Origin of the sequence: Thiocapsa sp., from assembly GCF_011390875.1 — a bacterium.
Taxonomy (GTDB): Bacteria; Pseudomonadota; Gammaproteobacteria; order Chromatiales; family Chromatiaceae; genus Thiocapsa.
On sequence record NZ_JAABRP010000246.1, the window covers coordinates 1 to 6,260 of the forward strand.

Genomic DNA, 6,260 nt, shown 5'->3' on the forward strand with positions numbered 1-6,260 from the left:
TCCGATGTCGAACCGCACGGACCAGTCGCCAACTCGTCGGAGATTGCCGAGCGCGCCCATCTCGAACATGTGAAACAGCGGCTGCAGTCCGCGTTGGCGCAGATCGATGCGCGCGTGCGCCGCTACGCCGACGAGATCAAGGAGCAAAAAGCCTATCTGTGGGAGAGCCGGGCGGAGATGGATCATGCCGAAAAGGTCTCGACCCGTCAGGCCGTGAACGAGCGCGTCCTCACCGGCGAGGCCATCCTCGCCAACAAGAAACGGCTCGCCAAGCTGCTGCGCTCGCCGTATTTCGGTCGCTTCGATTTCAGCGCGCAGGACAGCGACACCCCGCTGACCGCCTATATCGGGATTCATTCCTTTTTCGACGAAGAGGACAAGGCGCATGTGGTGTTCGATTGGCGTGCGCCGATCGCCTCCTTGTTCTACGACTACGAGATCGGCGCTGCGCGCTACGAGGCGCCATCGGGCGAGATCCGAGGCGAGATTCTCCTCAAGCGCCAATACCGCATCCGCGACGGCGCCATGGAGTTCATGATCGAAAGCGGGCTCAACATCGTCGACGACGTCTTGCAGAAGGAGCTCAGCGGCACGTCCGACAACCGGATGAAGAACATCGTCGCGACCATCCAGCGCGATCAGAACGCCATCATCCGCAACGCCGACGCACCGACCTTGATCATCCAAGGCGTCGCCGGCTCCGGAAAGACCTCGATCGCACTGCACCGCATCGCCTATCTGCTTTATCGCTTCAAGGACACCCTGACCTCCAAAGACATCCTGATTCTCTCGCCCAACCGGGTGTTCTCGGATTACATCGCCAACGTCCTGCCGGAACTCGGCGAGGAGCAGATCGACGAGATCGACATGGAGACCCTGGTCGGGGAGCTGTTGGAGGGGCGCTACACGTTCGAGACCTTCTTCGAGCAGACCGCACGCCTGTTGGAGAAGGACGACCCGGCGCTCCAGGAGCGCATCCGCGAAAAGGCCTCGCTCGATTTCCTCAAGCAGCTCGATCGCTATGTCGCCCATCTGGAGGCCACGCGGCTCACGTCCGAGGATCTTTGGATCGGTAAGCGCCTGGTGCCGGCCTGGTTCATCGCCGAGTCGTTCGAGCAGCAGCGCGCGCTGCCGCCCACGGAGCGCCTCAAACGCATCGCCTACTTGATCGAGAAGAAGATCGGCCTCCACTACAACTACGACATCACCCCCGCGGAGCGCGCCGAGATCAAGCGCGCGCTCAAGGGGATGTACCGCGAGACCACGCTGCGCAACGCCTACAAGGCGTTCTTCACCTGGATCGGTCGCCCCGAGCTGTTCGCGCCGGCCAAGGGCTCGCGGCTCGAGTACGCCGATGTCTTCCCGCTGATTCACCTCAAGAGGCGACTGGAGGGGCTCCCGAATCGCTTCAAGGACATCAAGCATCTGCTCATCGACGAGATGCAGGACTACACGCCGGTCCAGTACGCCGTGCTCGCCGCGCTCTTTGCGTGCAAGAAGACCATCCTCGGCGACGCCAGCCAATCGGTAAACCCCTTCGGCGCATCCTCGGCCGAGACCATCCGCGCGGTGCTGCGCCAGGGCCAATGCGCCAAGCTCAACACCAGCTATCGCTCGAGCTATCCGATCGCCCGCTTCGCCCAGCGCGTTCTGCCCAATCCCGAGCTGGTCGCCATCGAGCGCGACGGCGAACCGCCCCGCGTCGTGGCGCTGCGCAACCGGCGCGAGGAGATCGCTCATCTCGCGGGCGCGCTCAAGGAATTCGAGCAGAGCACACATCTCACCCTTGGCGTTATCTGCAAGACCCAGCGTCAGGCCGCACGGCTGCACCAGGCGCTGACCGAGACCGGCCAGGCAGCGACCCTGCTCGATGCGGCGAGCCGTACCTTCCCCCGGGGCACCGTGGTCTGCACCGCGCACACCGCCAAGGGGCTGGAGTTCGACCGGGTGATCGTGCCCGAGGCGAGTGCGGCGAACTACGCCCGCGAGATCGATCGCCACATGCTCTACATCGCCTGCACGCGCGCCATGCACCACCTCACCCTGACCCATGTCGGCGACCCGACGCCCTGGATCGCCGCCCCCCAGCCGACGAGGATCGATCGATGACACACTCCAATCACCCGCGGACGCTACAGGCACGACTCGCCGCTCGCTTCGCCACCCTGCGCTGGCGCCTGGCCTCGCTGCCCGAGCGCTTGAAGGCCACCCGGCATGGGCCGCTGGTCAACCGCCGGGCAGCCGCCACGCGTTTCCCGATCAGTGCGCTGCGCTACTGGTGGACACGCTGCGCCCTGCTCGAGGAGACGGAACATCGGGGCGCCGGGGTGGTGATCGCGGATCTCGGGTGCAACAACGGCCAAATGCGGCGCTTCGTCGGAGACGTGCCGGAGGCGACCTGGATCGGACTGGATCAGCACATCGACGCAGCGCCTCTGCGCGCCCATGGTTACGACGATCTCCATGAATGCGACTTCGATCGGCCGCTTCCGCTCGCCGACGATTCGGTCGACATCGTCGTTTTCCTGCATGTGCTCGAGCATCTGCCGCGGCCTGCCTTCACCCTCGTCGAGCTCTCGCGCATCCTGCGGCCGGGCGGATTACTGGTGGCCGGCAGTCCGGTCGCGCCCGCCCCCGTTGCACGCCTTCGCCAATGGCACCATCGCTCGCGCCTCGCGCGTGGACTGGTCAAGCCGGGCGGACATATCAACGCGCTGGATTGCCGGCGCTGGCGAACGCTGCTTGCCGACAGCGGCATGACCGTCGAGATGATGACGGGCACCTTTCTCGCGCGCTGGTCGGGCAATCCACTCGAGAACCACGCCTGGTGGGTGCGTCTGAACCAGGCTTGGGGAGCGTTGTTTCCATCGCTCGGGGGCGAGGTCTATCTGAGCGCCCGTTTCGCTCCGCTGCGCCTGGACTGACTCGCGCACGGCCTCCACGGCACCGAGGTGCCGATCGTAAACGATGTCAGACCTGCAACGGCTTGCGCAGCAGGGCGACATCCTTCACCGGAATCTCGCACGACCAGCCGCGCGCGGCGGCGAGATACCGCCAGGTCGCGGCCCGGTAGAAGACGACATGGGTCGGATCGCGCCGGTAGTGCCACGCAGCGAAACGCGCGTCGTCGGTCTGAAAGCCGGTCATGATGCCCAGCCAGCCGCCGGGCGCGAGCAGCCGGTCGAGACGCTCCAGCTCCTCGGCGGGGCGATGGAAGTGCTCGACGGTCTCGGTGCAGGTGATGAAGTCGTAGCACCCTTGCAGCGCCGTCGGATCCGGATGGAAGAAGGGATCGTAGAGCGCCATGGGATGTCCCGCCTCGCGCAGCATCGCCGCCAGTGCCGGACCGGGGCCGCAGCCGAAGTCGAGTCCGCGGGCACCGGCGGACAGCCGCGCCAGCAGCGGTTCGGCAAGCCGGGCGAGAAAGCGCCGGTAGGCTGGATCCGCCGGGTCGTTCTCGTGGTGGAGATAGTGCGCGTACTCCTCCGCGCGCGACGGGTGCTGGCGGGGGTCCAGAAAGCGCGCCTCGCAGGCTGCGCAGGCCCAGTAGTGGCGCCCCGCGATGGACAGCAGCGGATCGGGTTCCGGCGAGCCGCAGACCGGGCAGCGCGCCGGACGGTCGCGCTTCAGGGCGTCGCGGTCCATGCCAGATAGACCGTTTGGGTGAAGGGGCGGCTCTGCAGGGGGTTATGGAAGGTGACGGGCTCGCCCCGAGCGCGGCCGAAGACCGCCGCGAGCCGGGCGACGAAGGCCGCATCGGGAGGGTCGTTGGACCAGAGACCGAAGACCCCGCCCGGGCGCAGATGCGCGGCCAGGGCGCGCAGACCCTCGGGGCCATAGAAATCGGCGCTGCGTACATCGAGCCGCTCCTCGGGCGAATGGTCGATATCGACGAGGATGGCGTCGAAACGCCGGCCCGGCTGCTCCGGATCCAGGCCCGTCTCCCCGGCCACCAGGGCGAAGAAATCGCCCTGGACGAAACGGCAGCGTGGATCGCCGGTCAGGCCGGCGCCCAGCGGCAACAGCCCCTCGCGGTGCCAGTCGATCACGGGCGCGAGAAATTCCACCACCAGCAGCGAGCCGACCCGATCATGTTCCAGAACCGCTTGCGCCGTGTACCCCAGACCGAGTCCGCCGACGGCCACCGCGAGTCCCTCACCCGGCCGCTCGGCGAGGGCGAGACGGGCGAGTGCGATCTCGGAGTCGGTGAACAGGCTCGACATCAGAAACTCCTCGCCCAGCTTGATCTCCAGCACGTCGACATCGAGACGCAGCTCGCGCCGGCGCCGCAGGCTGAGCGCGCCGATCGGCGTGGGTCGATAGTCCAGCTCCTCGAAAAACGGTTGCGACATCCACGCTCCTACGACCGATCAAGGTCAACACATCAACAAACAGGATTCATGATGAGCTTACCATTCCAAGCCTTGCGTTACCGGATCAAGGGTAGGCTGTCATGGCTGCGTGTACCCGTGCGCCGCGGCCCGCTGCAGGGCATGCGGATCAGTGTCTTCAGCGGCATCCGCTATGTCCGGGGGGATTACGATGCCAAGTCGGTTCGGCGAATGCTCGAGGCCCTGTCCGAGGGCGACGTGGTCTACGACATCGGCGCCCATATCGGCTATTACACACTCGCGGCGGCCGGTCATGTCGGCTCGGAGGGGATGGTCTATGCCTTCGAACCCTTGCCCCTCAACCAGCGGTTTCTGACCGGGCATCTCCAAGCCAATGCGGTGTCCAATGTCCGCTTGGTCGGCGCGTGCGTCGGCGCAGCCCCCGGCACGGCCCGTTTCGACCGAGGTCAGGGGAGTGGACGCGGACGACTGAGTGATCACGGCCCGTTGGAGGTGACGGTCGTCACGCTCGACGACGTGTTGCAGGCGGGCGACATCCGTCCACCCACATTGCTCAAGATCGATGTCGAAGGCGCGGAATATGACGTCCTGCAAGGCGCCGGCGCACTTTTGCAACGGCATCGGCCGTCGATTCTGCTCTCTGTCCATAGCGAGCACCTGCGTCGGCAATGCCGCTCGTGGTTGGCCGCTCTTGGCTACGAATTCGATCCCGCGCTGAAACCCAACCTGCTGTTTGCACGCATGCCCATTACCGACCCTTGATGACAAAGGGACTCGGATCACCCGTTTAAGCATCCAGACGTAATGCCGGTTTTGGACCCGATTGCCGGCATGGGCAGCGCGACGACCGGCACCGTGGGGCGCGGAATACCCGCGTCTTCGCAGGCGTCATCAAGCTCGAATTAAACCCTGTGAGAGCGGCGGACACCACCGGCGGCTCGGAAGGACCCATTCCAGATGATCGAGTCTCACCCCTATCGCGCCGACATCGACGGGTTGCGCGCCCTGGCCATCGTACCCGTGGTGCTCTTCCATGCCGAGATCCCCGGGTTCGGGGGCGGCTTCGTCGGGGTCGATGTCTTCTTCGTGATCTCCGGCTACCTGATCACCTCGATCATCGCGCGCGAGCTGCAGACAGGCCGTTTCTCGCTCGCGCGCTTCTACGAGCGGCGCGTGCGGCGTATCCTGCCGGCCTTGTTCGCGGTGCTGCTGGCCAGTGCCGTGGCGGCCGCCCTGATCCTCTATCCCGTCGAGGCACGCGGTTTCGCCCGATCGCTGATCGCCGCGACCCTGTTTGTCTCGAGCCTCTTCTTCAATCGCGAAAGCGGCTATTTCGATCGGGAGGCCGAGCTCAAGCCGCTGTTGCACACCTGGTCGCTCTCCGTCGAGGAGATCTTCTATATCCTCTATCCGGTCCTGCTCTGGCTGGTCTGGAGCCGCGGACAGAGGACTCGGATCGCGCTCGTCGGCGGAATCGCCGCGCTCTCCTTCGCGGCCTCCGTGATCGCACTCCGGCTCGACCCCGCCTCGACGGCCGCCTTCTTTCTGCCGCATCTTCGCGCCTGGGAGCTGCTGATCGGCGCGCTCGTGGCCCTGGCCCCGCTGCGTCTGCCGCGCGGGAGGCTCTTCTCCGACCTGCTCTCGATCCTGGGCCTGGTCCTGATCGCCTGGCCCGTGCATGCGTATTCGCAGGACACCGTCTTCCCGGGGCTTGCCGCCGTGTCGCCCTGTCTCGGCGCGGCGCTGCTGATCGTTGCGGGCCAGCGCCGGCCGTCGCTGATCGGACGGGGTCTGTCCTGGCGACCGATCGTCCTGATCGGCCTGATCTCCTACTCGCTCTACCTCTGGCATTGGCCGATCTTCGTCTTCGCGCGCCACCTGATGGGTCCGGACCTGCCGCTCGGGGTG

6 protein-coding genes are annotated in these 6,260 nt (G+C 66.0%); 4 read left to right on the top strand and 2 right to left on the bottom strand.

What is annotated here, in order from left to right:
• Together GPT33_RS16215 and GPT33_RS16220 are read left to right on the top strand one after the other, a co-directional pair.
• Positions 1-2,109, top strand: a 2,109-nt coding sequence (locus tag GPT33_RS16215) for a UvrD-helicase domain-containing protein (RefSeq protein ID WP_363929428.1), incomplete at its 5' end; no start/stop codon positions are given.
• Complete coding sequence (locus tag GPT33_RS16220) at positions 2,106-2,924, top strand: class I SAM-dependent methyltransferase (RefSeq protein ID WP_296810898.1); 819 nt, start codon at positions 2,106-2,108, stop codon at positions 2,922-2,924. The genes GPT33_RS16215 and GPT33_RS16220, both read left to right, overlap by 4 nt.
• Before the next feature lie 46 nt (positions 2,925-2,970).
• Here the strand turns inward: GPT33_RS16220 and GPT33_RS16225 are convergent, their stop codons facing one another.
• Both GPT33_RS16225 and GPT33_RS16230 read right to left on the bottom strand, forming a co-directional pair.
• Positions 2,971-3,645: a class I SAM-dependent methyltransferase gene (locus GPT33_RS16225; RefSeq protein WP_296810900.1), complete on the bottom strand. Its 675-nt coding sequence runs from the start codon at positions 3,643-3,645 to the stop codon at positions 2,971-2,973.
• A complete protein-coding gene (locus tag GPT33_RS16230) occupies positions 3,627-4,352 on the bottom strand; it encodes a hypothetical protein (protein WP_296810902.1) in 726 nt (241 codons plus the stop codon). Before GPT33_RS16230 ends, GPT33_RS16225 begins: the two co-directional genes overlap by 19 nt.
• A gap of 51 nt (positions 4,353-4,403) precedes the next feature.
• On the opposite strand from GPT33_RS16230, the gene GPT33_RS16235 reads away from it, so the two are divergent.
• Together GPT33_RS16235 and GPT33_RS16240 are read left to right on the top strand one after the other, a co-directional pair.
• Entirely contained in the window at positions 4,404-5,114 is a 711-nt protein-coding gene (locus GPT33_RS16235; RefSeq protein ID WP_296810905.1) for an FkbM family methyltransferase, read from the top strand.
• A gap of 195 nt (positions 5,115-5,309) precedes the next feature.
• The coding region (locus tag GPT33_RS16240; RefSeq protein WP_296810906.1) for an acyltransferase at positions 5,310-6,260 on the top strand (951 nt) is incomplete at its 3' end.

Excerpts from the sequence above, each read along its gene's own strand:
- GPT33_RS16220 (WP_296810898.1), top strand. The coding sequence starts at position 2,106 with ATGACACACTCCAATCACCCGCGGACGCTACAGGCACGACTCGCCGCT.
- GPT33_RS16225 (WP_296810900.1), bottom strand. The coding sequence starts at position 3,645 with ATGGACCGCGACGCCCTGAAGCGCGACCGTCCGGCGCGCTGCCCGGTC.
- GPT33_RS16230 (WP_296810902.1), bottom strand. The coding sequence starts at position 4,352 with ATGTCGCAACCGTTTTTCGAGGAGCTGGACTATCGACCCACGCCGATC.
- GPT33_RS16235 (WP_296810905.1), top strand. The coding sequence starts at position 4,404 with ATGAGCTTACCATTCCAAGCCTTGCGTTACCGGATCAAGGGTAGGCTG.